This is a genomic window from Streptomyces sp. NBC_00663, from assembly GCF_036226885.1.
In the GTDB taxonomy this organism is placed as follows: domain Bacteria; phylum Actinomycetota; class Actinomycetes; order Streptomycetales; family Streptomycetaceae; genus Streptomyces.
Window position 1 is genome coordinate 3305526 of the sequence record NZ_CP109027.1, and the last position, 24785, is coordinate 3330310.

The 24785-nt window shown below is 71.7% G+C and carries 17 protein-coding genes and 1 pseudogene; 6 read left to right on the top strand and 12 right to left on the bottom strand.

From position 1 onward, the window contains the following. Nucleotides 1–11: 11 nt before the first annotated feature. Nucleotides 12–335 (bottom strand): hypothetical protein, encoded by a 324-nt coding sequence (locus OG866_RS14845; protein ID WP_329344599.1) that lies wholly within the window; start codon nucleotides 333–335, stop codon nucleotides 12–14. Between OG866_RS14845 and OG866_RS14850 the strand changes: the two are divergent. Further along, a pseudogene (locus OG866_RS14850) lies at nucleotides 229–1441 on the top strand (TOMM precursor leader peptide-binding protein). The gene OG866_RS14845 and the pseudogene OG866_RS14850 sit on opposite strands and share 107 nt — an antisense overlap. Further along, nucleotides 1434–2801, top strand: coding sequence for an ABC1 kinase family protein (locus tag OG866_RS14855; protein WP_329334957.1), 1368 nt, complete (start codon nucleotides 1434–1436; stop codon nucleotides 2799–2801). The pseudogene OG866_RS14850 and the gene OG866_RS14855 overlap by 8 nt, the downstream one beginning before the upstream one ends. Nucleotides 2802–2839: 38 nt before the next feature. Here the strand turns inward: OG866_RS14855 and OG866_RS14860 are convergent, their stop codons facing one another. The 5 genes from OG866_RS14860 to OG866_RS14880 form a co-directional block, all read right to left on the bottom strand. Continuing rightward, nucleotides 2840–3049 carry a hypothetical protein gene (locus tag OG866_RS14860; protein ID WP_329334960.1) on the bottom strand — a complete coding sequence of 70 codons (210 nt, stop codon included), beginning with the start codon at nucleotides 3047–3049 and terminating at the stop codon, nucleotides 2840–2842. Nucleotides 3050–3182: 133 nt separating this feature from the next. Next, nucleotides 3183–3506: a hypothetical protein gene (locus OG866_RS14865; RefSeq protein ID WP_329334961.1), complete on the bottom strand. Its 324-nt coding sequence runs from the start codon at nucleotides 3504–3506 to the stop codon at nucleotides 3183–3185. Further along, nucleotides 3503–3871: a WhiB family transcriptional regulator gene (locus OG866_RS14870; RefSeq protein ID WP_329334963.1), complete on the bottom strand. Its 369-nt coding sequence runs from the start codon at nucleotides 3869–3871 to the stop codon at nucleotides 3503–3505. Before OG866_RS14870 ends, OG866_RS14865 begins: the two co-directional genes overlap by 4 nt. Before the next feature lie 175 nt (nucleotides 3872–4046). Beyond that, on the bottom strand, nucleotides 4047–4331 hold the full coding sequence (locus OG866_RS14875; protein ID WP_079311785.1) for a hypothetical protein: 285 nt from the start codon (nucleotides 4329–4331) through the stop codon (nucleotides 4047–4049). Between the two features lie 198 nt (nucleotides 4332–4529). Then, nucleotides 4530–6731 carry an ATP-dependent DNA helicase UvrD2 gene (locus OG866_RS14880; protein ID WP_329334965.1) on the bottom strand — a complete coding sequence of 734 codons (2202 nt, stop codon included), beginning with the start codon at nucleotides 6729–6731 and terminating at the stop codon, nucleotides 4530–4532. Nucleotides 6732–6914: 183 nt separating this feature from the next. On the opposite strand from OG866_RS14880, the gene OG866_RS14885 reads away from it, so the two are divergent. Beyond that, nucleotides 6915–7157 (top strand): mycoredoxin, encoded by a 243-nt coding sequence (locus OG866_RS14885; protein ID WP_307026129.1) that lies wholly within the window; start codon nucleotides 6915–6917, stop codon nucleotides 7155–7157. 57 nt (nucleotides 7158–7214) lie between these two features. Here OG866_RS14885 and nudC read toward each other — a convergent pair whose 3' ends face one another. From nudC to OG866_RS14910, 5 genes are all read right to left on the bottom strand, one after another. Further along, nucleotides 7215–8156 (bottom strand): NAD(+) diphosphatase, encoded by a 942-nt coding sequence (gene nudC / locus OG866_RS14890; RefSeq protein WP_329334968.1) that lies wholly within the window; start codon nucleotides 8154–8156, stop codon nucleotides 7215–7217. A 78-nt stretch (nucleotides 8157–8234) separates the two neighbouring features. After that, complete coding sequence (locus OG866_RS14895) at nucleotides 8235–9638, bottom strand: dipeptidase (protein WP_329334970.1); 1404 nt, start codon at nucleotides 9636–9638, stop codon at nucleotides 8235–8237. A 10-nt stretch (nucleotides 9639–9648) separates the two neighbouring features. Then, nucleotides 9649–13155, bottom strand: coding sequence for a UvrD-helicase domain-containing protein (locus OG866_RS14900; RefSeq protein ID WP_329334972.1), 3507 nt, complete (start codon nucleotides 13153–13155; stop codon nucleotides 9649–9651). Nucleotides 13156–13275: 120 nt separating this feature from the next. After that, nucleotides 13276–16632, bottom strand: a complete 3357-nt coding sequence (locus OG866_RS14905) for an ATP-dependent helicase (protein ID WP_329334973.1) — start codon at nucleotides 16630–16632, stop codon at nucleotides 13276–13278. A gap of 266 nt (nucleotides 16633–16898) precedes the next feature. Further along, on the bottom strand, nucleotides 16899–17276 hold the full coding sequence (locus OG866_RS14910; RefSeq protein WP_329334974.1) for an MGMT family protein: 378 nt from the start codon (nucleotides 17274–17276) through the stop codon (nucleotides 16899–16901). Between the two features lie 186 nt (nucleotides 17277–17462). On the opposite strand from OG866_RS14910, the gene OG866_RS14915 reads away from it, so the two are divergent. The 3 genes from OG866_RS14915 to OG866_RS14925 all read left to right on the top strand — a co-directional run bounded on the left by OG866_RS14915 (nucleotide 17463) and on the right by OG866_RS14925 (nucleotide 23509). Next, on the top strand, nucleotides 17463–20177 hold the full coding sequence (locus OG866_RS14915) for a lysylphosphatidylglycerol synthase domain-containing protein (RefSeq protein WP_329334975.1): 2715 nt from the start codon (nucleotides 17463–17465) through the stop codon (nucleotides 20175–20177). 94 nt (nucleotides 20178–20271) lie between these two features. Continuing rightward, on the top strand, nucleotides 20272–21816 hold the full coding sequence (locus OG866_RS14920) for an alpha/beta hydrolase (protein WP_329334976.1): 1545 nt from the start codon (nucleotides 20272–20274) through the stop codon (nucleotides 21814–21816). A 130-nt stretch (nucleotides 21817–21946) separates the two neighbouring features. Next, a complete protein-coding gene (locus OG866_RS14925; RefSeq protein ID WP_329334977.1) occupies nucleotides 21947–23509 on the top strand; it encodes an alpha/beta hydrolase in 1563 nt (520 codons plus the stop codon). A gap of 62 nt (nucleotides 23510–23571) precedes the next feature. Here OG866_RS14925 and moeZ read toward each other — a convergent pair whose 3' ends face one another. Beyond that, entirely contained in the window at nucleotides 23572–24750 is a 1179-nt protein-coding gene (gene moeZ / locus OG866_RS14930; protein WP_329334978.1) for an adenylyltransferase/sulfurtransferase MoeZ, read from the bottom strand. Between the last annotated feature and the right edge of the window lie 35 nt (nucleotides 24751–24785).

Here is a 24785-nt window from a genome sequence, read left to right on the forward strand (position 1 = left end):
TTCCACGAGGGCTACGGGGGTCTTGTCATGCGGTCGAAGATTTCGCCGGTCGCGGCGTCGAGCGTTTCGTCGATTCCGACATCGAGCATTTCGTCGGTCCCGGCGTCGAGCGTTTCGCCGGTTCCGGCGTCGAGCGTTTCGCCGGTTCCTGCGTCGAAGGGGGCGCCGGGGCGGGCGGCGGAGAGTCCAGCGGTGCCGCAGGCGGGACCTCCGCTGGTGCGGATCCCAGTGGTGCCGCTGCTGAAGCCCGCGCTCCGCCGCGGCTGGCGTGATCTCAACACCGTGCAGTTGGGGATGACTCCGGCGCACGCGATGACGCTGGGCCCGATGGACACGGCGACGGGCAGCTTCCTCGACCTGCTCAACGGCACCCGCGGTCCGGCGCTGTTGCGTGAGGAGGGGCAGCGGATGGATCTGCCGGAGGGTCATGTCGACGGGCTGCTGGAGGGGCTGGCGCGGGCCGGGCTCCTCGACGACGCGCGGGGCGGCGGCCCGGCGGTGGAGGAACTGAGGAGGAGGAAGAAGTTCCTCGACCGGCTCCGCCCCGACCTGGCCTCGCTGTCCCTGACCACGTCCGAACCCGGCGAGGCGATGGAACTGCTGGCCGCCCGTCGCACCCTGCGCGTACAGGTGCGGGGCGCGGGTCGGGTCGGCGCGGTGCTGGCCTCGTTGCTGTCGGGTGCCGGGATCGGCGAGGTCGACGTGCGCGACGGCGGCCATGTCGAGGCATGGGACGTCGCACCGGGCGGGCTGCCCGCCGAGACCGTCGGCGTCCGCAGGGAGGAGGCCGCCCGGCGCGCCGTGCGCGGGTGCGCCCCCGACAACCCGCTGCGCCGCGGTCCGCGAACCCCGCCCGGAGCCGAACACCCGGGCCACTCCCTGGTGATCCTCGCTCCGCGGGACGACGTCGCGGTCCACGCCCCGGCGCCTGCCGACTCCTTCGTCGACTCCGGTACGCCCCATCTGTACGCCGGAGTCGTGGAGGCGACCGGTGTCGTCGGCCCGCTCGTGCTGCCCGGCGAGACGAGTTGCGCGGGCTGTCTTCACGAGTGGCGCCTCGACCGGGACCCGGCGTGGCCGCGGTTGGTCGCGCAGTGGCGGTCGGGTGGCCGGCGGGGGCGCCAGGTGCCGCCCTGCGATCTCGCGCTGGCCACGACGGTCGCCGGACTGGCAGCGGCGCACGCCCTCGCCTTCCTCGACGGGCGGATGCCGTCGAGTGCCGGTGCCCGGTGGGAGGTTTCGCTGCCCGCCCTCAACTGGCATGCGCGGCCGATCTGGGCGCATCCCGCATGCCCCTGCGGGGCCGCGGAGAAAGGTATGGCGGAACACACCTCCAATGCCGGGGAGTCGCACGAGACAATGACGGGACTAGGGCCGTCGACGGAGCCACGCCGCTAGGCAGTCGACACGGCCGGCTGGGACTTGGAGGGCGCATGTCTGATCTTCCCCGGAAGGCGGTCACCCGGACCGCCAAGCTTGCCGCGCTCCCGCTCGGCTTCGCCGGCCGGGCGACCTGGGGGCTCGGCAAGAGAATCGTCGGGGAGTCCGCGGAGATCGTCGGCCGTGAGCTTCAGCAACGCACGGCTGAGCAGCTGTTCAAGGTGCTCGGCGAGCTCAAGGGCGGCGCGATGAAGTTCGGCCAGGCCCTGTCCGTCTTCGAGTCGGCGCTGCCCGAGGAGGTCGCCGGTCCCTACCGCGCGGCCCTGACGAAGCTCCAGGAGGCCGCGCCTCCGATGCCGACGCGCACCGTGCACAGGGTGCTGGAGGAGCGGCTCGGCGAGGACTGGCGAGAACTGTTCCTGGAGTTCGAGGACAAGCCGTCCGCGGCGGCCTCGATCGGGCAGGTGCATCGGGCGGTGTGGCTCGACGGCCGCGAGGTCGCGGTCAAGGTGCAGTATCCGGGCGCCGGAGAGGCGCTCTTGTCCGACTTGAACCAACTGAGCCGCTTCGCCCGTCTGTTGGGTCCGCTGATCCCCGGTATGGACATCAAGCCGCTGATCGCGGAGCTCCGGGACCGGGTATCGGAGGAACTGGACTACGGCCTGGAGGCGCAGGCCCAGCAGGTCCACGCCGAGGAGTTCGCGGACGACCCGGACGTGGTGGTGCCGGCGGTGGTCCACCAGTGTGAGCAGGTCCTGGTCACCGAGTGGATCGACGGCGTCCCCCTGTCCGAGATCATCGCGGACGGCACCCAGGAGCAGCGCGACCGCGCCGGTCAGCTCCTGGCCCGCTTCCTGTTCTCCGGCCCGGCCCGCACCGGCCTGCTCCACGCCGACCCGCACCCGGGCAACTTCCGTCTGCTGCCCGGCGGCCCGGACGGCGAGGACGACTGGCGGCTGGGCGTCCTCGACTTCGGCACCGTCGACCGTCTCCCGGGCGGTCTGCCCACGCCCATCGGGGACTCCCTGCGCATGACCCTCGGCGACGAGGCGGAGGCCGTCTACGAACTGCTCCGGGTGGAAGGCTTCGTCAAGGACTCCATAGACCTCGATCCCGACGCCGTCCTCGACTACCTCCGGCCGATCATCGAACCGGCCCTGGTCGACGAGTTCACCTTCACCCGTGGCTGGATGCGCAGTCAGGCGGCCCGTATCGCCGACATCCGCTCCCCCGCCTACCAGCTGGGCAAGCAGCTCAACCTCCCGCCGGCGTACCTGCTCATCCACCGAGTGACGCTCAGCACGATCGGCGTCCTGTGCCAGCTGGGCGCGACGGTCCGGCTCCGCGAGGAACTGGAGGCATGGCTGCCGGGATTCGTGCCGACGGAGGAGGCGTCCGAGGAACCCGCGGCGGAGGCATGAGTGCCTGAGTGCCTGAGTGCCTGCGTGCCTGAGCGGGCCTACCACCAGGCCGAGTCCAGCCGCCCCTCGATCGCCCTGAGGTGCTCCCTGGAGCAGGTGTCGCAGAAGTACTCGCGGACGCCGTTCTCCACGGAGCAGGTCCAGGTGGGTCGCGGACCGTCGGCGGTGATACCGCAGCGGGCGCACACGAGTGGCTGGGGCTCCGGGGCGGAGCCGCCCTCGTCACTGCCGCCGGGAAGACTCGTCACGCCGCGACGATATCCCCGCACGCGGCGGAACGGCGCACAACGCACCGCGGGGGCCGGTCCGTTCGGACGGACCGGCCCCCGTGGGGAGTTTTCGCCTCCCGGGTCGGGAGGCCACCGCTTCAGGTGGTGGTGATTACTGCATGACCGCGATGGCCAGCGCACGGCGGGCGCGCATCGAGGCGCGCTCGGCCCTGCGCTGCATCCGGCGCGCGGCCGCCAGGCTCACGGCCCGGCGCTCCTGCTGCGCGGCGTGCAGTCGCTCGTGCATATGCGCACGTGCCAGGGCTTCTGGTTGGAGTTGCATCTCTCGGGTCCTGTTCTGGCGCAAGTCGGTCGCACCGGTGGTGGTGAAGTCTGGAATCGCGGAGCCGACGGGCTCAGTGGTGGACGGCTTCATCGGGGCCTGCTTCTTGGGGTCGTGCGTGAGGGGGCGGTCGATCGTTCCTGTGGTGTTCATGCTGTGACCGGGTTCTTGCGCGGGCGGCCACGCGGCCGCTTCCGGGCGACGACGACACCCTGGACGAACAGCTCGCCACCCCAGACGCCCCAGGGCTCACGCCGCTCCTTGGCGCCGGCGAGGCAGGCCTCCATCAGCGGGCAGGTACGGCAGAGGGACTTGGCGTACTCGACGTCGGCCGGCGACTCGGCGAAGAAGACCTCCGGGTCGTAGGAACGGCAGGGGACGGGTACGCCGAGGTTCTCGATGGCGTCGTCGAGCGCGGTAAGCGCGGTGAGCGGGGTCAAGGTGGAGTCCTCCGTGAGGCCGGGCTTGGGGATCGCGTCTGAAGGCGGTACGGACGGGGCGTGCGCTTCGAGTTGCACGGTTGGTTTTCCTCGTCTGGTCGGTCCGGCCCTGTTGGACCGGTAGTCGGCTTGGTACCGGGTTCTTTTCTTGTCCCGAGGCCCCTTCGCTCCGTTCTCCCGGTGACGGGAAAAACAGAAGGGCCGCGGATCCCGGATGGGGTTCCGCGGCCCTGAAGGCGCCGGCCTGAGTCGATCAGGCTGGATCACTCCAGGGTTCTGGCCCACGGAAGGCCCACATCAGGTGGTGCTGCGTTGCCTGCTTCCGGCTTCCGGCACCGGCTGCCGTAAAGGCATAGGCATGCGCCTGTCCCTCTACTGCTTCCAGTGCCTTGGTCGGTCGCTCATTGCGCTCACGAACGGGGAGACCCGCGAGAGACACGGAGGACGCCGGGCCGGCGACACGAATGCCGGACAGACCGGTGCCCTGGTTCGAGACGGCGAGCATGCACAGGGAGGCGACGACCGAGCGATCGGTCATTTTCGCGGTGAAGCTGGCGTTGATGCTGGCCACTGGACTCGCCTCCTCTCGGCGTCTCGGGAGACCGGGGTGAACCGGTCCTTCGGGTATGTAAGTACAGCATGGAAGAGGGCCCTCAGAGAAGGCCTCCGTTCCAATGCCTAAGAACCTATGGGGATTGCCGGGGCATGCGCAAACTATTTTTTCGACGAGTTCGCGTCAGTCCCCAACTTCTTCCGCCCCGGGGTCCTGGCCTGCGCAGATGGCCAGAACGTCGGCTCCGTAGCGGTCGAGCTTGCGCTTGAGGACTCCGGGAATGCGTGACAGCTCGACCGGACTGCTCGGCTCCGTCTCGGCGATGGCCATCAGCGTCCGGTCCGTGAAGACACAGAAGTCCGGCTGACCGCTGAGCCGGGCCTGGGTCCCCCGCCACTCGCGCAACCGCTCGTAGAGCCCTTCGTCCATGTCGGAGGGGCAGTCCTCGCAGCGCATCAGCTTCATCTCGCCGGCGTCGGTGAGTGTGCGGCCGCAGACCCGGCAGCGGGCCGGGGTGCGCTGGATCCGGCGCGGCACCACATCGGCCGCCGTACTGCTCGTGAAGCCCCGTTCGACGCCTCCGGGGCCTCCGCCGCCGGTCCGCCCCACGGCCGTGGCCGAGCCGGGGCGCAGTCCGTCGAGAAAGCGGCTGGGGCGGCGGTTGGGACGGCCGCCGGGCGAGCGGGAGAGGGCCCAGGACACATGGAGGTGTTCGCGGGCGCGGGTGACACCGACGTAGAGGAGACGGCGCTCCTCCTCGATCTGCTCGTCCGTCTTTGCGTAGGTGATCGGCATCATGCCCTCGGCGACGCCGACCAGGAAGACGACATCCCACTCCAGGCCCTTGGCCGAGTGCAGGGAGGCGAGGGTGACGCCCTGGACGGTCGGGGCGTGCTGGGCGTTCGCCCGCTCGTCGAGCTCGGCCACGAGGTCGGCGAGGGTGGCGTCGGGCTGGGCGGCGGTGAAGTCCTGGGCGAGGTTCACCAGTGCGGCGAGCGACTCCCAGCGTTCCCTGACCGCGCCGGAGCCCGCCGGGGGCTGCGAGGTCCAGCCCTCGCCGGAGAGGACGGCCCGCACCTGGGAGGGCAGGTCGGGGGCGTCGTCCAGCCGTGAGTCGTTGCCGCCGAAACGGGCCGCGCCGCGCAGGTTGACGATGGCTCTGCGCACTTCGGGGCGGTCGAAGAACCGCTCGGCGCCCCGCAGCTGGTAGGGGACGCCGGCGTCGGCGAGCGCCTGCTCGTAGGTCTCGGACTGGGCGTTCGTACGGAACAGCACGGCGATCTCGGCGGCCTGGACGCCGGCAGCCAGCAGTTCGCGGATGCGGCGGGCTGCGGCCTCGGCCTCGGCGGGCTCGTCGGTGTGCTCGCTGTAGACGGGCTCGGGGCCGGGGGCGCGCTGGGAGACCAGCTCCAGACGGTGGTCGGCGGCGCGACCGCTGGCCTGGGAGAGCAGGCCGTTGGCGAGATGGACGACCTGGGGGGTGGAGCGGTAGTCGCGGACCAGCTTCACGACGGTGGCGCCGGGGTGGCGGGTGCGGAAGTCGAGAAGGTGGTCGGGAGTTGCTCCTGTGAACGAGTAGATCGTCTGGCTGGCGTCGCCGACCACACACAGGCTGTCGCGGTCTCCGAGCCAGAGCTCCAGCAGCCGCTGCTGGAGGGGGCTGACGTCCTGGTACTCGTCGACGACGAAGTGCTGGTACTGGGCGCGGACCTGGTCGGCGATGTCATGCCGGTCCTGGAGGACGGCCACCGTCAGCAGCAGGACGTCCTCGAAGTCGATGACCGCGCGGTCCCGCTTGAGGTCTTCGTAGGCGGCGTAGAGCTGGGCGATCTCGGCCGGGTTGCGGGGGGCCTCACGGCCGGCCTTGGCGGCGGCGAGGGCGTAGTCGCCGGGGACGGTCTGGGTGACCTTGGACCACTCGATCTCACCGGTGACGTCCCGCAGCTCGCCGCGGTCGAGGCGGATGCGACAGGCGGCGGCGGCGTCGGCGACGAGCTGGATCTTGCGGTCGACGAGCCGGGGCATGGAGCCACCGACGGCTTTCGGCCAGAAGTACTGGAGCTGACGCAGGGCGGCCGAGTGGAAGGTTCGGGCCTGGACCCCGGCCGCGCCGAGCTGACGGAGCCGGCCGCGCATCTCGCCGGCGGCGCGGTTGGTGAAGGTGACGGCCAGCACGCTGGAGGGCTGGAGAATGCCGGCGCGCACACCGTAGGCGATGCGGTGGGTGATCGCCCGGGTCTTGCCGGTCCCGGCCCCGGCCAGCACGCACACCGGGCCGTGCAGGGCGGTGGCCACCTCGCGCTGCTCGGGGTCGAGCCCTTCGAGCACCGCGTCGGCCGAGTCCGGTACCTGCGGGAAGAGGGGGGAGTGCGTTGCTGCTGTCACACCGCCATGCTGCCAGGTCGGCGGAGACGGCTGTGCCGGTTGTCCACAGGCAGGGGCTCGCGGTCGTACTAATGCGGCAGGCGTCACGTGCGGGGATACCCCGGGTGGGAATGGTGACCCGCTCGCGTACGTTTCCCCACCGGACGACCTCTTCCCCCGAGCCACCAGAGGAGCGCGCGAGACATGCAGGGCACTGTGACGATGTACAGCACCACGTGGTGCGGTTACTGCCAGCGGCTGAAGAAGCAGATGGACCGCGAAGGCATCGCGTACACCGAGATCAACATCGAGCAGGACCCGGCGTCCGCCGCGTTCGTGGAGAAGGCGAACGGCGGAAACCAGACGGTTCCGACCGTGCTGTTCGCCGATGGTTCGACGCTCACGAACCCGTCGCTGGCCCAGGTGAAGCAGAAGATCGCCGCCTGAGCCGACGTACGGCGCTTCGGGGCCGCTCCCCTCGCTGGGAGCGGCCCCTTCGCATGCTCAGACGCTGCGCGTCGGCAGCGGCTTGCCGTACCAGAGCTCGATCAGACGGGCCGCGATCGAGATGCCGTACGGCGGCAGGACCTCGCCGGAGTCGAAGGCGGCGCCCAGCTCGTCGCGGGAGAACCAGCGGGCCTCGCTGATCTCGTCGCCGTCGACGTTGATCTCGGTGGAGGTGGAGCGGGCCAGGAAGCCGAGCATGAGGCTGGACGGGAACGGCCAGGGCTGGCTGGCGACGTACTCGACCTGGCCGACGGTGATGCCGGCCTCCTCGAAGACCTCCCGGCGCACGGCCTGCTCGATGGACTCGCCGGGCTCGACGAAACCGGCGAGCGTCGAGAAGCGGCCCTCGGGCCAGTGGACCTGGCGGCCGAGCAGGATGCGGTCGTCCTCGTCGGTGACGGCCATGATCACGGCCGGGTCGGTGCGCGGGTAGTGCTCGGCTCCGCAGGCCTGGCAGCGGCGGATGTGCCCGGCGGCGGCGATGACGGTGCGCTCGCCGCAGCGGGAGCAGAAGCGGTGGGTGCGCTGCCAGTTCTCCAGGCCGACGGCGTGGACCATGAGGCCCGCCTCGCGCGGCGACAGCAGCAGACCCGCTTCCCGCAGGCCCGCCGGGCGGGCGGACTGGTCGATACGGCCGGGCAGGGAATCCTTCTGGAGGGCGAAGTAGCGGACGCCGTCCTCGTCGATGCCGAGGAAGTAGCGGTGCGCCTCCGTGAGCGGAGCCTCGAAGGCGGGCGTCATGAGGAGTTCGGTACGGCCGTCGGGCGTCTCGTCGATGAGGACCTGACCGCCGGAGACCACGAAGCATCGGGTCGTGGGGTGGCTCCAGGCCGCCGCGAGCCAGGCCTCGTCGAGCCGGTGGTGGGCGGCCCGGTCGATGCCGCTGGGGGCGGTGAGCGAGATGGGTCGGTCGGCGGTGTGGTCGGTCCAGGTGGTCACGGGTGCTTCCAACTCCCCCGGTGGAACGGATTGTTTCTGCGGGCGGTTCGGCGGGCGGTTCGGCGGGACGGTCGGGGTTCAGGGCACATGGCGCCATTGCTCCGCCAGGTCGCCCCACAGGTACGCGGTGGTCTCGACGCCCTTGAGGAGGAGATCCAGTTCGACCTTCTCGTTGGGCGCGTGCCAGCCGTCGGACGGGACGGAGATGCCGAGGAAGAGCACGGGCGCGCCCAGGACCTCCTGGAGGTCGGCGGCGGGCCCCGAGCCTCCCTCGCGGGTGAAGCGGACAGGCTTCTCGAAGGCGCGGCCCATGGCGCGGACGACGGACTGCACGGCCGGGTGGTCCAGCGGGGTCAGACACGGACGCGTGCCGCCGCTGAACGTGATCTCGCAGCGGATCCCGGCGGGCACCTGGGCGACGGCCCACGCGCGGACGACCTTCTCGACGTGGTCGGGTTCCTGTCCGGCGACGAGCCGGAAGGACAGCTTCACCATGGCGGAGGACGGGATGACGGTCTTGCTGCCGGCTCCCTGGTAGCCGCCCCCGATGCCGTTGACCTCGGCGGTGGGGCGGGCCCAGATGCGCTCCAGGGTGGTGTGCCCGGCCTCGCCCTGGGTGGCGTACGACTTGGCGGTGCGCAGCCACTGCTCCTCGTCGAACGGCAGTTCGGCGAGGAGGGCGCGCTCCCGGTCGGTGAGTTCGACGATGCCGTCGTAGAAGCCGGGGACGGCCACGCGTGCGTGCTCGTCGTGCAGCGCGGCGACCAGGCGGGCCACGGCGGTCGCGGGGTTGGGTACGGCACCGCCGAAGGAGCCGGAGTGGATGTCCTGGTCGGGGCCGTAGAGCTGGATCTCGCACTCGGCGAGGCCCCGCATGCCGGTGCAGACGGTGGGGGTGTCCTCGGACCACATGCCGGTGTCGGAGACGATCACGGCGTCCGCGGCGAGGCGCTCCGCGCGCTCCTCGACGAGGGCGCGGAAGTGCGGCGAACCGGACTCCTCCTCGCCCTCGATGAGCAGCTTGAGGTTGACGGCCGGGGCCGTGCGGCCGGTGGCGGCGAGGTGGGCGCGGACGCCGAGTGTGTGGAAGAACACCTGGCCCTTGTCATCGGCCGCCCCGCGCGCGTAGAGGCGGTTGTCGCGGACGACGGGTTCGAAGGGCTCACTGTCCCAGCCGTCCGCCAGGGCTGCGGGCTGTACGTCGTGGTGACCGTAGACCAGGACCGTGGGCGCGCCGGGGACGTCGGAGGGCCACTCCGCGAAGACGGCGGGGGCGCCCGGGGTCGGCCAGACCTCGGTGGTCGGGAAGCCGGTCTCGGTGAGTTTGGCGGCGAGCCAGTCGGCGCTGCGGCGTACGTCGGGCGCGTGGTCGGGCTGGGCCGACACGGAGGGGATGCGCAGCCACTCGGCGAGGTCGTCGAGGAAGGCGGTGCGGTGCTGCTCGATGTACGTACGGACGGCGCTGTCCGGGGTCAGGCTCATGGTCACGAGCCTATCGGCCCGCACCGACATCCTCGGTGGGCGGTTCCTCACAGTTTGCTTGCGCGGAGGACCCCTCCAGAAGCAATCGCTCGAGCGTTCTGCGCCCGGGCAGACCGTCCGGCCGTACGACCTCGCCGGTGCGCACGAACACGAACGCGGCCGTGACCGACTCCAGCGGCACTCCCTGCTGCTCGGCCCAGCCGAGCCGGTAGAGGGCGAGTTGCAGGGGGTCGGACGTACCGTCGCGGCTGGTCTTCCAGTCGACGATCTCGTACGACGTCGTCTCGCCGTCGTCCTGCCGGTAGACCGCGTCGATACGCCCCCGGACCACCCGGCCGGCGATGGCGAGCTGGAACGGGGCCTCCACGCGGTACGGCGTGCGGTGGGCGTACTCGGTGCGTTCGAACGCCTCCTTGAGGGCCTCCAGGTCGCGTTCGTCGGCGATGTCGGCCTCGCTGCCGGGCAGCTCCTCCGGGTCGAGCATGGGCAGCGTCAGCTCTTCGAAGCGGGCTTCCACCCAGGCGTGGAACCGGGTGCCCCGACGCGCGGACGGTTGCGGGGGGAGCGGCATGGGGCGCGCGAGTTCCTGCGCGAACCCGTCCGGGTCCTCGGCCAGCCGCATCAGCTGGGAGACGGTGAGCGTGGCGGGCAGGGGTACGTCGGTGACGGCCTGCCGGGCGCGCAGGAGCTCGCCGGTGAGGGCGTCGAGGTCGCGGTCCCAGGAGGCGAGGGTGCGGGCTTCCTCCGGGGTGAAGGGGGCGGGTTCCGGGGTGTAAGGGGCGGGGTCCGTGGGGTGCGGGAGCGCCTGGGGGGCCTGTGCCTGGGGTTCCGGGGCGGTCGCCTGGTGCGGGACCGAGGGACGGTCCGTGGTCCAGGAGTCCCAGTCGTCCGGATCGTCCTCGGAGGAGGTCTCCTCCTCGTAGGGAGCCTCGTCGTAGGAGCCTTCGTCGTCCTCGGGCGGGGGCGGCCAGTCGGGGTCCTCGTACTCGTCCGGGTCGTGGGCGTCCGCGCGGGAGGCGAGGCGCTCCAGGTGGGCCAGGACCGTCTCGGCGGCGGCGCGGCGGCGGGCCAGGGACGTGTCGTCCAGGGGCAGCGGCCACACCTGGTCGTCGGTGGCCCGGTGCAGGGCCGGGTTCTCCTCGTCCTCGGCGGGCTCCTCGGCCCATGCCTCGATCTCGCCGTGTCCGGCCGCGCAGTGGTCGTGGAGGGCCTGGAGGAAGTCGGAGGGGCCGCGGGGCTTCTTCTGGGCGGGGCCCCACCAGTGGCCCGAGCCCAGGAGCAGAGAGCGGGGGCGGGTGAAGGTGACGTAGCCGAGGCGGAGTTCCTCGGTGTGCTGGTGGTCCTTCATGGCCTCCTGGAAGGCCTTCAGGGCTCGCGAGTCCCAGGCGTCGACGTCGGGCAGGGTGGCGGCGTCGCCGCGCAGTTCGTGCGGCAGCACCTTGCCCTGGGCGGTCCACTTCTCGCGGCCCTGGGTGCTGGGGAAGGTGCCGGTGACCAGGCCGGGGACGGCGACGACGTCCCATTCCAGGCCCTTGGACCTGTGCGCGGTGAGCACCTTGACGGTGTTCTCGCCGCCGGGGAGGGCGTTGTCGAGGCCCTTCTCGTACTGGGCGGCGGTGCGCAGGAAGCCGAGGAAGGCCAGCAGGGTGGCCTCTCCGTCGCCCGCGGCGAAGGAGGCGGCGACGTCCAGGAAGTTGGACAGGGTCTCGCGACGGCGGGCGGCCAGGGCGTGCGGGGACGCCGACAGCTCCACTTCCAGGCCGGTGACCGCGAGGACGCGGTGCAGCACGTCCATCAGCGGATCCGAGAGCGAGCGGCGCAGGTCGCGCAGTTCGGTGGCCAGCCGTGCGAACCGCACGCGCGCGTCCGGCGAGAACGGCAGGCCGTCGTCCTCGCGCTCGGTGGCGAACGGCAGCTCCACGAACGTGTCCAGGGCGTCCGCGAGCGATATCACCTCGGACGGGTCGACCCCCTCGACGGCCTCCGCGAGCCGGCGGTCCCGGTCGTCGCCCGCGTCCACGCGCGCGTGGGAGACCAGCAGGCGGGCGCGGCGACCCAGGAGGGCGAGGTCGCGCGGGCCGATGCGCCAGCGTGGGCCGGTCAGCAGACGGACGAGGGAGGCGTTGGCGCCGGGGTCCTGGAGGACTTCGCAGACGGCGACGAGGTCGGCGACCTCGGGCAGGTGCAGCAGCCCGGAGAGGCCGACGACCTCGACGGGGACGTCCCTGGCGACCAACGCGCCCTGGATCTCGGCGAAGTCGGTCGCCGTACGGCACAGGACGGCGATCTCGCCGGGCGCCTTGCCCGTGTTCACGAGGTGGGCGACCGAGTCGGCGATCCAGTCGATCTCCTCGGCGTGGGTGCGCAGCAGGGCACAGCGCACCACGCCGTCGCGTTCGGCACCGGGCGCCGGGCGCAGGGCCTCCACGCCCGCGTGCATGGCCCGCAGCGGCTCGGCGAGGCCGTTGGCGAGGTCGAGGAGGCGGCCGCCGCTGCGACGGTTCTCGCTGAGCGCCTGGCGGGTGGCCTGGCTGCCGTCGGCGTGGGCGAAGTGCTCGGGGAAGTCGTCGAGGTTGGCGACGGAGGCGCCGCGCCAGCCGTAGATCGCCTGGCAGGGGTCGCCGACCGCGGTCACGGGGTGGCCGGTGCCGCCCCCGAAGAGGCCCGCGAGGAGGATGCGCTGGGCGACCGAGGTGTCCTGGTACTCGTCGAGCAGGACGACCCGGAACTCCTCGCGCAGGACGCGGCCCACCTCGGGGATCTGGGCCAGTTCGGCGGACAGGGCGATCTGGTCGCCGAAGTCGAGCAGGTCCCGCTCGCGTTTCGCGGCCCGGTAGCGGCCCACCAGCTCGGCCAGTTCACGGCGGGCGGCGGCCGCTTCGGGAACCTTGCGCAGGTCCGCGTTGGTGAGCTTGGCGCCCTGAAGGGCGAGCAGCAGCTCGGCGTCGTACGCCCGCAGGGTCTCCGGTCGTACGAGGTGTTCGGCGAGTTCGGCGTCGAGGGTGAGGAGGTCGCCGACGAGGTCCGGGAAGGAGCGGGTGAGCGCCGGGTAGGGGCCGGGGGCTTCGCGCAGCACGCGCGCGGCGAGCTGGTAGCGGGTGGCGTCGGCGAGGAGGCGGGAGGTCGGTTCGAGGCCGATGCGCAGGCCGTGGTCGGTGAGCAGACGGCCAGCGAACGCGTGGTACGTCGAGATGACGGGCTCGCCCGGCGGGTTGTCCGGGTCGATGACGTCGGGGTCGGTGACGCCCGCCTTGATCAGCGCCTTGCGGACGCGCTCGGCGAGTTCGCCGGCGGCCTTGTTGGTGAACGTCAGGCCGAGGACCTGCTCGGGGGCGACCTGGCCGGTGCCGACCAGCCAGACCACGCGGGCCGCCATCACCGTCGTCTTGCCGGAGCCCGCTCCGGCCACGATCACCTGCGGGGCGGGCGGCGCGATGATGCAGGCCGTCTGCTCCGGGGTGAAGGGGATACCGAGGAGCTCCTTGAGCTGATCGGGATCGGTGATACGGGCGGGCATGTCGGAGAGGCTAGCGGCGGCCACTGACAGTCGAGGACGAATCGCCCGCCGATTCGAGAGAAGCGCAGGTCAGCACGTGTGGTGCAACCGATCACACTGGTGGCTCGCTGTCGGGTGGGCTCACTCCACCACCTGGCGTCCCTCGGGTCGGGCGCTGCACGACGCCTGGAAGGCGCAGTGGGTGCAGTGCTGGCCGGTGGTCGGGGTGAACCGCTCGTCGAGGACCTTGCCGGCGGCCGTGGCGAGCAGGTCGCCGACCCACTCCCCTTCCAGCGGTTCCTGTGCCTGCACCTTGGGCAGGGTCTCGCCGCCGTCCCGCTTGGCGGCGCCCTGGCGCAGCTGGACGAGTTCGGCGCCGCCCGGCTCGGGGCGTACGCCGTCGAAGGCCTCGTCGACGGCGCCCTCGCGGACGGCGAGCTGGTAGACGGCGAGCTGTGGGTGGTGCTCCACTTCGCGCGCGGTCGGTGCCTGTTTGCCGGTCTTGAAGTCGACGACGTAGGCGCGGCCCTCGCCGTCCGCCTCGACGCGGTCCATCTGGCCGCGGATGCGCACCTCGTAGTCGCCTGCTTCGAGGGTGACGTCGAAGTCGTGCTCGCTGGCGACCGGGGTGCGGCCGGTGCGGTCCATGACGTGCCACTTCAGGAAGCGTTCGAGCGCCACGCGCGCGTTCTCCTTCTCCTGTGCCGACTTCCACGGCGCGTCGAAGGCGAGGGCGTTCCACACGGAGTCGAGGCGCTCCATGAGGACGGCGAGGTCGGCCGGGGTGTGTCCGGAGGCGACCTCGTCGGCGAGGACGTGCACGACGTTGCCGAAGCCCTGGGCGACCGTCGCGGGCGCGTCGGCCTTCACCTCGCGGCCCAGGAACCACTGGAGGGCGCAGGTGTTGGCGAGCTGGTCGAGGGCGCTGCCGGAGAGCACGACGGGCTGGTCGCGGTCGCGCAGCGGCACCTTGGACTCGGTCGGCTCGAACATGCCCCACCAGCGGTAGGGGTGGGCGGAGGGGACGAGTGGGCGGCCGTCCTCGTCGGTGAGGGCGGCGAGCCGGGCCAGACGGCGGGCGGCGGCCTCCCTCAGGCCGTCCGACACGCGCGGGTCGACGCTCGTGGCGCGGAGTTCGGCGACGAGCGCGGCGACGGACAGGGGGCGGCGCGGGCGGCCGGTGACGTCCTTGGGCTCGACGCCGAGCTCGGTCAGGAAGCGTGAGGGCTGGTCGCCGTCGTCGGCCGGGGCCTTCACCGCCGTGACGACGAGGCGCTCACGCGCGCGTGTGGCGGCGACGTAGAACAGGCGGCGTTCCTCGGCCAGCAGCGCCCCGGAGGTGAGCGGTTCGGCGAGGCCGTCGCGGCCGATGCGGTCGGCCTCCAGGAGGGAGCCGCGGCGGCGCAGGTCGGGCCACAGGCCCTCCTGGACGCCGGCGACGACGACCAGACGCCACTCCAGGCCCTTGGAGCGGTGCGCGGTCATCAGACGGACGGCGTCGGGGCGTACGGCACGCCGCGTGAGGGTGTCGGCGGCGATGTCCTCGGCGTCGATCTCCTCCAGGAAGTTGAGGGCGCCCCGGCCACCGCTGCGCTCTTCCGCGCGGGCGGCGGTGGCGAACAGCGCGCACACGGCGTCCAGGTCGCGGTCGGCGTTGCGGCCGGCCGCGCCGCCGCGCCGGGCGGCCCGTTCGAGGCGGCCGGGCCACGGTGTGCCGTTCCACAGGTCCCACAGCGCCTCCTCGGCGCTGCCGCCGCCCGCGAGGCGCGCGCGGGCCTTGCGCAGCAGCGCGCCCAGGCGTTGGGCGCCTCGCGCGTACGCGGGGTCGTGCACGGCCAGCCGCTCGGGCTCCGCGAGCGCCCGCGCGAGCAGCTCGTCCGAGGGCGGCGGCAGGGCGTTGCCCGCGGCCCGCTCCTCGTCGCGCAGGGCACGGCCGAGACGACGCAGGTCCGCGGCGTCCATGCCGGCGAGGGGGGAGGTGAGGAGGGTCAGGGCGGTCTCGGTGTCGAGCCAGCAGGGGTCGGGGGTCGGGATGTGTGCTTCTTCAGAGGCGGCCCCCGCTTCAGAGGCGGCGCCCGCGCCCTCCTCCCCGCTCCCCGCCGAGGCCTCCGCCGTCGCCACCGCCCGCAGTGCGGTCAGCAGGGGGGCCACCGCCGGTTCGTGCCGCAGCGGCAGGTCGTCGCCGTCGATGTCCAGGGGTACGCCCGCAGACGAGAGCGCCCGGCGCACCGTGGGGATGGTGCGCGACCCGGCGCGCACCAGGACGGCCATCTCGCCCCAGGGCACGCCGTCCTCCAGGTGGGCCCGGCGCAGGATGTCGGCGACGTTGTCCAGTTCCGTACCGGGCGTCGGGTACGTGAAGACGTCGACGCGTCCGCCTTCCCTGACCGGTGTGAGTTCGCGGTGGGCGCGGACCTTCTCCGCGGGCAGCCGGGTCAGCGGCATGCGCTGGGTGAGCAGCCGGGTCGCGGTCAGCAGTCCGGCGCCGGAGCGGCGGGAGGTGCGCAGGACCTCGACGGGCGCCGGGCGGCCGTCCGCGCGGGGGAAGTCCTGCGGGAAGTCCAGGATGCCGTTCACGTCGGCGCCCCGGAAGGTGTAGATCGACTGGTCGGGGTCGCCGAACGCGACGAGGGTGCGTCCGCCGCCGGCGAGGGCGTGCAGGAGTCTCACCTGGGCCGGGTCGGTGTCCTGGTACTCGTCGACGTAGACGGCGTCGTACTGCGCGGCGAGCCGCCCGGCGGTATCCGGGCTGTGGGCGAGGAGCACCGCGCGGTGCACGAGCTCGGCGTAGTCGAGGACGCCCTGAAGGTCGAGGACGTCGAGGTACTCGGCGAGGAAGGCCGCGGCGGCACGCCAGTCGGGGCGGCCGATCCGGCGGGCGAAGGCGTCCAGGGCGCCCGGGTCCAGGCCCAGTTCGCGGCTGCGGGCGAGCACCGCGCGGACCTCGTCGGCGAAGCCTCGGGTGGTCAGACAGGCCCGCAGTTCGTCCGGCCAGCGCACGTGCGCGAGGCCGAGCCGCTCCAGGTCGGGCTGGCCCGCCAGCAGTTCGCGGACGGTGACGTCCTGCTCGGGGCCGGACAGCAGTCGTAGCGGCTCCACGAACAGGTCGCTGTCCTGGTGGGCGCGGACCAGGGCGTAGCAGAACGAGTGGAAGGTGGTCGCCTGCGGTGCCCGACCGGCTCCTGTGCGCAGGGCCATGCGGTCACGCAGTTCCACGGCCGCCTTGCGGCTGAACGTCAGCACGAGTACGCGCGCGGGGTCGCCGCCACGGGCGATTCGCGCGGCCACGGACTCGACGAGGGTGGTGGTCTTGCCGGTGCCCGGACCTGCGAGGACGAGCAACGGGCCGCCCTTGTGCTCAACCACGGAGCGCTGTGCGGCGTCCAGAGGAGGGGGATCCAGTCGGGCCGGCGGGGTACGGACCAGTCGGTAAGCGCCACGGTTCCCCTGGCGCACCTGGGGGTGCGCCAGGCGCCTGGTGGAGGAAGAGGAGCTCACGTGGTTCGCCGGTCCTGGTGGGTGTGCTGGTTGGCTGTCCGCCGTACGTGCAGGGCGGTGATCGCGGGGTGAGGGGGGCGTGTGCAGCCGACGCTACGCCGACGAACGGATCGGAAGCAGGGCTTCCGCTTCTTCCCTCGGAGCACGCGCGGCACTCGCGACACGTACGTCCCCTGCCCCTCGAACGTACGCCATGCCACGGACGTGCCCCTGTTCCCCCGTACGGATCACAGGCTCCCCCAGGGCCCGTCCGATGGCGGAAGCTGTCAGGTGTGACCCTCCGCGCGTTCGCCGCCGTCCCACCGCGCCCGTTTCATGTCCAGGCGCGGGATGTGGCCCTCGGCGGCTCTGCTCGCCGTCTTCAGGGGCGTGCCCTCGGTCCGGTAGTGATCGAGGGCCCGCAGTTCGTGGCCCGGCAGCAGCACGCCGTCCGAGCGGACCACACGCCACCACGGGACGGCGCCTCCGTAGAGCGCCATGACCCGGCCGACCTGACGCGGGCCGCCCTCCTCCAACCACTCGGCCACGTCGCCGTACGTCATGACGCGCCCGGGCGGGATGAGATCGGCCACCTCAAGGACGCGCTCGGCGTACTCCGGGAGGGCGTCCGGCGGGACGTCCCGCGCAAGGCTCTCGTCGCTCATCCGCCCCATCCTGCCCCACCCCACCGACAACGTGACGCGCTGGCCACCACGGGAATCCCTCGCCCTGGAGCGGCGCTTCCGGCAGACTGTGCGCCCCCGCATGTGCACCCTGACACCCCCGTGTGTCAGCGGAGCATGCCACCATCGTGCGGGCGGTGACCGGTGATACGAGATCAAGAAGAGACGATGAAGCAACAGGGCGTGCACCCGGAGGGCGCGGAGAGCACCTCTGACGCTTCGTCGCGCCCCGGCGCCGACGACGCGGCCGACACCTCCGCGACCAGCGCCGATTTCGACGAGGAGACACACGCCGAAGAGGTCGAGGGCGACGAACCCCTCCTCCCCGCGCGCGTGCACCGTCCCTCGGACCTCATGCGGCTCCTGGTGGGCGTTCTCGCGGTCGCCGTGCTGCTGGCGATCGCCGCCTTCGCGCACGGCACGACCTCGGGCCTCGAACAGGACATCAACAAGGGCACCGGACAGGCGCCCGACCTGCTCATCAAGATCGCGGGCCTGGCCTCCAGCATCGCGATCCTGCTGGTGCCGGTCGCCTTCGCGATCGAGCGGCTGATCAAACGCGACGGGCTGCGCATCGCCGACGGCGTGCTCGCGGCGGTCCTCGCCCACGGGGTGACCCTGGCCACCGACCTCTGGGTCGCCAAGGCCGCTCCAGACTCGATCCAGGAAGCGCTGACCCAGCCCTCCCCGGGCGACATCCACGCCCTGACCGACCCGGTGCACGGCTATCTCGCACCGGTCATCGCGTACATGACGGCGGTCGGCATGTCCCGGCGGCCGCGCTGGCGCGCGGTGCTCTGGATCGTGCTGATGCTCGACGCCTTCTCGATGCTCGTCACGGGCTACACGACACCGTTCTCGATCATCCTGACGGTGCTCATCGGCTGGACCGTGGCCTACGGCACCCTGTACGCGGTCGGCTCGCCCAACGTCCGGCCCACCGGGCGCACGCTGATGGCGGGCCTGCGGCACGTCGGCTTCCACCCGGTGAGCGCGGCCCGCGAGGAGGCCGTGGAGACGCCGGAGACCGGAGACCGCGGCCGGCGCTACTTCGTCACCCTGGAGGACGGCCCGCCGCTCGACGTGACGGTCGTCGACCGGGAGCAGCAGGCGCAGGGCTTCTTCTACCGCGCGTGGAGGAATCTGACCCTGCGCGGCTTCGCCACCCGCAGCAGCCTGCCGTCCCTGCGCCAAGCCCTGGAGCAGGAGGCCCTGCTGGCCTACGCCGCCATCGCGGCCGGCGCCAACGCGCCCAAGCTGATCGCGACCTCCGAGCTCGGCCCCGACGCCGTGATGCTCGTCTACGAGCACACCGGCGGGCGCACCCTGGACTCGCTGGCGGACGAGGAGATCACCGACGACCTGCTGCGCGACACCTGGCACCAGGTGCGGGCCCTGCAGTCCCGGCGCATCGCGCACCGGCGCCTCGTGGGCGACGCGATTCTGGTGGATCGTTCCGGCACCGTGATCCTCACCGACCTGCGCGTCGGCGAGATCGCGGCCGGCGACCTGCTGCTGCGCATGGACATCTCCCAACTGCTGGTGACGCTCGGGCTGCGCGTGGGCGCCGACCGCGCGGTGGCGGCCGCGGTGAACGTGCTCGGTCCCGACGCCGTCGCCGACTGTCTGCCGATGCTCCAGCCCATCGCCCTGAGCCGCTCCACGCGCGCGACGCTGCGCACACTGGCCCGGGAACGCGCCCAGCGCGAGCGCGACGCGATCCTGGAGGCCTCCCGACAGGCCAAGCAGGCCAGGCTAGAAGAGGCCCACGAGGACGCCAAGCCGGTGCTCGACAAGCCCGACAAGAAGGCCGTACGCGCGGAGGCGCGGGCCGAGAAGCGGGCCATCGACGAGGCACTGGACGAGGCGCGCGAGGACGATCTGCTCACGCTCATCCGCCATGAGGTGCTGCTGATCAGGCCCCAGGCGCCCGTCGAGCCGGCCCGTCTGGAGCGGGTGCGGCCGCGCACGCTCATCAGTGTCATCGCCGGTGCCATCGGCGCGTACTTCCTGCTGACGCAGCTCACCCACATCGAGTTCGGCCCGCTCATCCAGAACGCCGAGTGGGGCTGGGTCGCGGCGGCCGTGCTGTTCTCGGCGGCGAGCTACTTCGCGGCGGCGATGTCGCTGCTGGGGTTCGTGCCCGAGCGGGTGCCCTTCATGCGGACCGTGGGGGCGCAGGTCGCCGGGTCCTTCGTGAAGATCGTCGCCCCGGCCGCGGTGGGCGGCGTCGCCCTCAACACGCGCTTCCTGCAACGCCAGGGGGTGCGGCCCGGGCTCGCGGTGGCCAGTGTCGGCGCCTCGCAGCTGTTCGGGCTCGGCTGCCACATCCTCATGCTGCTCTCCTTCGGCTATCTGACCGGTACCGAGAAGACGCCGTCGCTGTCGCCCTCCCGGACGGTCATCGCGGGTCTGCTCACGGTGGCGGTGCTCGTGCTGGTCGTCACCTCCGTGCCGTTCCTGCGGAAGTTCGTGGTCACGCGCGTGCGTTCGCTCTTCGCGGGTGTCGTGCCGCGCATGCTCGACGTACTCCAGCGGCCGCAGAAGCTCCTCACCGGCATCGGCGGCATGCTCCTGCTGACCGCCTGCTTCGTGATGTGCCTGGACGCCTCGATCCGGGCCTTCGGCACCGAGGGTTCCTCGATCAGCATCGCCAGCGTCGCCGTCGTCTTCCTCGCCGGCAACGCGCTCGGTTCGGCGGCTCCGACACCGGGCGGTGTGGGCGCCGTGGAGGCGACCCTGACGGTCGGTCTGATCGCCGTGGGCCTGCCCAGCGAGGTCGCCGCGCCCGCCGTCCTCCTGTACCGGCTGCTGACCCTGTGGCTGCCGGTGCTGCCGGGCTGGCTGGCCTTCAACCACCTGTCCCGCAAGGGAGCGCTGTAGGCGCCACCCCGAGTCCCGTACGAGGGGCACGCGCGCGTACCTCGTACGGCCCGTGCCCCGAGCGGGCCGTCCTGCCCGCCCGCAGGATGGGACCATGCCGAACCCTCCCCGTCTGCGGGCCGCTGCCCTGACCGCCTCCGCCGTCCTGCTGTCCAGCGTGCTGGCGGGCTGCGGCGACGACGCCAAGGATCAGGATCTGACGGCCCAGAAGCTGAGCTGGAAGGACTGCCAGGCCCCGTCCACGGCGGAGGGCGGCGGTGACGCCCCGTCGCCTCTGCCCGACGGCGACGAGTGGCAGTGCGCCACCCTCAAGGCGCCCCGCGACTGGGACGAACCCAAAGGCGACACGATCGAGCTGGCGCTGATCCGAGCGCGGGCGAGCGGCGACGAGAGCAAGCGGATCGGCTCCCTGATCTTCAACTTCGGCGGCCCCGGCGGCTCGGGCGTCACCACCCTGCCCGCCTTCGGCGAGGACTACGCGAAACTGCGCACCCGCTACGACCTGGTGAGCTTCGACCCGCGCGGAGTGGGCCGCAGCGCCCCCGTGGAATGCCTCGACGACCTCCAGCTCGACGCGTACTTCCAGCAGGACGCCACCCCCGACGACGCGACCGAGCGCACCAAGCTCCTGGACAACACCAAGGAGTTCAACGCGGCCTGCGAGGACAACTCCAAGAAGGTGCTCCCTCATGTGCGCACCACCGACGCGGCCCGCGACATGGACCTGATGCGCCAGGTCCTCGGCGACGACCGGCTGCACTACTTCGGCATCTCGTACGGCACCGAACTCGGCGGCGTGTACGCCCACTTGTTCCCCAAGCGGGTGGGCCGGGCCGTGTTCGACGCCGTGGTCGACCCGACCGAGGACTCCGAGCAGGGCTCGCTCGGCCAGACCAAGGGCTTCCAGCTCGCCCTCGACAACTTCGCCGAGGACTGTGTGTCGAAGACCGAGGACTGCCCGATCGGCGACACCGCACAGGACGTCAAGGACCGGATCGCCAAACTCCTGAAGGACCTCGACCGAACGCCGATCCCCGGCGTCGGGCTGCGCAAGCTGACCCAGACCGCGGCGACCAGCGGCATCGCCCAGTCGCTGTACTCGCAGGACTTCTGGGAGTACCTGACAGAGGGCCTGGACCAGGCGTACGCCGGGGACGGCAGGGTCCTGATGCTGCTGGCCGACTCCATGAACGGGCGCAACGAGGACGGCACGTACAGCAATCTCACCGCGGCGAACATCGCCATCAACTGCGCGGACGACAAGGCCCGGTACACCGAGGACTTTGTCGAGCAGAAGCTCGCCGAGTTCCGGTCCGCCTCCCCGGTCTTCGGCGACTATCTGGCCTGGGGAATGGTCAGCTGCACCGACTGGGCCGTGTCCGGCGCCGCCGAGCACCCCGACGTGAGCGCGGCCGGCTCGGCGCCGATCCTCGTCGTCGGCAACACCGGAGATCCGGCCACGCCGTACGAGGGGGCGCGGAGGATGGTGGACGCGCTGGGCGAGGGCGTCGGCGTCGAGCTGACGTACAAGGGCCAGGGACACGGCGCCTACGACAGCAAGAACAGGTGTGTGCAGACAGCGGTGAACGGCTATCTGCTGGACGGCAGGGTGCCGGCGGCAGGGACCGTGTGCTCCTGACCCTCCCGCATCAATAAAAGCGCAGGTCAGAACGTTATCCACAGGCCTCAGCGGTCGTCGTGTGATCCGCCTACCATGGCATGACCGCCATCCGCGGCACGATGCGGACGGCCTGCGAGGGGGGACTGCGATGACGCGTTTCGTACGGTGGACGGCTCTGGCCGCCGCCGCGGCACTGCTGGTGGGGGCCTGTAGCGGCGGCTCGTCCGACGACGGAAAGGGCGACGGGGGCGACGGGGAGACCCACGCGGCCGGTCCGTCGTCGAGTCCCTCCGACACCGAGGCCGGGGCAGCACTGCCCGCCTCGCTGACCTCGCAGAAGCTCGACTGGGAAGGCTGCAAGGGCACCGCCGACTCCCCCGCGCCGAGCAGCGAATGGCAGTGCGCGACGCTCAAGGTGCCGCTGGACTGGGCGAAGCCGGAGGGGAAGACCATCGGCCTCGCGCTGATCCGCGCCGAGGCCCGCGGCGACGACAGGATCGGCTCGTTGCTGTTCAACTTCGGCGGCCCGGGCGGCTCCGGGGTGTCGATGATGCCGCTGTACGGCGCGACGGTCTCACCGCTGCGCGAGCGGTACGACCTGGTGAGCTGGGACCCGCGCGGGGTCGGCGGAAGCGAAGGCGTCCGCTGCCGCGGCGACAAGGCGATCGAGTCCGCCGAGTCGGTCGACGCCACGCCGGACACCGCGGCCGAGGAGGCCGCCTACTTCCAGGACGCGACCGACTTCGGCAAGGGCTGCCAGAAGGCGGCCGGCGAGCTGTTGGCGCATGTCTCGACCACCGACACCGCCCGCGACATGGACCTCATGCGCCAGGTGCTGGGCGACCGGAAGACGCACTACTTCGGCATCTCGTACGGCACCGAACTCGGCGGCGTGTACGCCCATCTGTTCCCGAAGAACGTGGGGCGGCTGATCCTCGACGCGGTCGTCGACCCGAGCGCCGACACCGTGGGGCACGCCGAGAACCAGGCCCGGGGCTTCCAGCGCGCGCTGGACGACTACCTGAAGTCGACCGGCCAGGACCCCGAACAGGGCACGCGGAAGATCGCCGCGCTGCTGAAGGACCTCGACGCGAACCCGCTGCCGACGGGGACCTCGCGGAAGCTGACCCAGACCCTCGCGGTCACCGGCATCGTGCTGCCGCTCTACAGCAAGGCCAGTTGGCCGACGCTGACCAGCGCGCTGAAGGCGGCGGAGGAGGGCGACGGTTCGGAGCTGCTGACGCTCGCCGACGGCTACAACGAGCGGGACACCTCGGGCCGCTACGGTACGACGACCCACTCCCAGCGGGTCATATCGTGCCTGGACGACAAGCAGCGGCCGACCGCGGCGGAGACGAAGAAGCTGCTGCCGACGTTCGAGAAGCTCTCGCCCGTCTTCGGGGCCTTCCTGGGCTGGGACACGGCCGGCTGGTGCCACGACTGGCCGGTGGCCGGGCAGCGGGACACCCCGGAGGTGAGCGCACCCGGCGCGGCGCCGGTCCTCGTGGTCGGCAACACCGGCGACCCGGCGACCCCCTACGAGGGCGCCCGGAAGATGGCGGACGAGCTGGGCAAGGGCGTCGGTGTGGAGCTCACCTGGAAGGGCGAGGGGCACGGGGCGTACGGAAGCGGGAGCGACTGCGTCGACTCGACGGTGAACGCGTATCTGCTCAAGGGCACGGTGCCCAAGGACGGCAAGGTCTGCTCATGACGACGGCGGGGGCCGCGCGCACCCGTGGTGCGTGCGGCCCCCGCCGTACGGCGGACCTTTGGTCAGTAGACCGGCTTGTGCGGCTCGATCTGGTTGACCCAGCCGATCACTCCGCCGCCGACGTGCACGGCGTCCGCGAAGCCCGCGGACTTGAGCACGGCGAGGACCTCCGCACTGCGGACGCCCGTCTTGCAGTGCAGGACGATCTTCTTGTCCTGCGGGAGGCCCTCCAGGGCGGTACCCATGAGGAACTCGTTCTTCGGGATCAGCCTGGCGCCGGGGATCGAGACGATCTCGTACTCGTTGATCTCACGGACGTCGATGATCTCGATGTTCTCGCCGTCGTCGATCCACTCCTTGAGCTGCTTGGGAGTGATCGTCGAGCCGGCGGCGGCCTCCTGGGCCTCCTCGGAGACGACGCCGCAGAAGGCCTCGTAGTCGATGAGCTCGGTGACGGTCGGGTTCTCGCCGCAGACCGCGCAGTTGGGGTCCTTGCGGACCTTGACCTGGCGGTACTGCATCTCCAGGGCGTCGTAGATCATCAGGCGGCCGACCAGGGGCTCGCCGATGCCCGCGAGGAGCTTGATGGCCTCGTTGACCTGGATGGAGCCGATGGACGCGCACAGCACGCCCAGCACGCCGCCCTCGGCGCAGGAGGGGACCATGCCCGGCGGCGGGGGCTCCGGGTAGAGGCAGCGGTAGCAGGGCCCGTGCTCGGACCAGAAGACCGAGGCCTGACCGTCGAAGCGGTAGATCGAACCCCACACGTACGGCTTGTTGAGCAGCACGCAGGCGTCGTTGACCAGGTAGCGGGTCGCGAAGTTGTCCGTGCCGTCGACGATCAGGTCGTACTGGCTGAAGATGTCCATCACGTTCTCGGCCTCGAGCCGCTCCTCGTGAAGGACCACGTTCACGTACGGGTTGATGCCGAGGACGGAGTCGCGCGCGGACTCTGCCTTGGAGCGGCCGATGTCGGCCTGGCTGTGGATGATCTGGCGCTGGAGGTTCGACTCGTCGACCTCGTCGAACTCCACGATGCCGAGCGTGCCGACGCCCGCCGCGGCCAGGTACATCAGCGCCGGCGAGCCCAGGCCGCCGGCGCCCACACAGAGCACCTTGGCGTTCTTCAGCCGCTTCTGCCCGTCCATCCCGACGTCGGGGATGATCAGGTGGCGGGAGTACCTGCGGACCTCGTCTACGGTGAGCTCGGCAGCGGGCTCGACCAGGGGTGGCAGCGACACGGGGACTCCGTTGGTCGGTCAGTCATTACGATTGT

Excerpts from the sequence above, each read along its gene's own strand:
- OG866_RS14855 (WP_329334957.1), top strand. The coding sequence starts at position 1,434 with ATGTCTGATCTTCCCCGGAAGGCGGTCACCCGGACCGCCAAGCTTGCC.
- OG866_RS14865 (WP_329334961.1), bottom strand. The coding sequence starts at position 3,506 with ATGAACACCACAGGAACGATCGACCGCCCCCTCACGCACGACCCCAAG.
- OG866_RS14875 (WP_079311785.1), bottom strand. The coding sequence starts at position 4,331 with ATGACCGATCGCTCGGTCGTCGCCTCCCTGTGCATGCTCGCCGTCTCG.
- OG866_RS14885 (WP_307026129.1), top strand. The coding sequence starts at position 6,915 with ATGCAGGGCACTGTGACGATGTACAGCACCACGTGGTGCGGTTACTGC.
- OG866_RS14895 (WP_329334970.1), bottom strand. The coding sequence starts at position 9,638 with ATGAGCCTGACCCCGGACAGCGCCGTCCGTACGTACATCGAGCAGCAC.
- OG866_RS14900 (WP_329334972.1), bottom strand. The coding sequence starts at position 13,155 with ATGCCCGCCCGTATCACCGATCCCGATCAGCTCAAGGAGCTCCTCGGT.
- OG866_RS14910 (WP_329334974.1), bottom strand. The coding sequence starts at position 17,276 with ATGAGCGACGAGAGCCTTGCGCGGGACGTCCCGCCGGACGCCCTCCCG.
- OG866_RS14915 (WP_329334975.1), top strand. The coding sequence starts at position 17,463 with ATGAAGCAACAGGGCGTGCACCCGGAGGGCGCGGAGAGCACCTCTGAC.
- OG866_RS14920 (WP_329334976.1), top strand. The coding sequence starts at position 20,272 with ATGCCGAACCCTCCCCGTCTGCGGGCCGCTGCCCTGACCGCCTCCGCC.
- OG866_RS14925 (WP_329334977.1), top strand. The coding sequence starts at position 21,947 with ATGACGCGTTTCGTACGGTGGACGGCTCTGGCCGCCGCCGCGGCACTG.